The organism is Sulfitobacter sp. HI0040, assembly GCF_001634885.1.
In the GTDB taxonomy this organism is placed as follows: domain Bacteria; phylum Pseudomonadota; class Alphaproteobacteria; order Rhodobacterales; family Rhodobacteraceae; genus Sulfitobacter.
Genome location: NZ_LWEX01000579.1, coordinates 1 through 206 on the forward strand (window position 1 = coordinate 1; position 206 = coordinate 206).

General features: G+C 62.1%; 1 protein-coding gene. It reads left to right on the top strand.

The window, feature by feature from the left end:
• Positions 1–206: fluoride efflux transporter FluC (locus tag A3728_RS21050; protein ID WP_150120931.1), on the top strand; the 206-nt coding region annotated here is incomplete at both ends.

Below are 206 nucleotides of genomic sequence, written 5' to 3' on the forward strand. Positions count from 1 at the left end.
ACACTCGTGGCACTCGGCGGGGCGATCGGCGCCTCTCTGCGGTACCTTTTCGGCGTCGCCGTCTACAGGATGGGTGCGACGGGGGATTTCCCCATCGCGATCCTTTCGGTGAACGTCATCGGTTCCTTTTTGATGGGGGCCTTCGTCATCTTCGCGGCCCAGCGGGGGCTGACGCATTTGTCGCCCTTCGTAATGACGGGTATCCT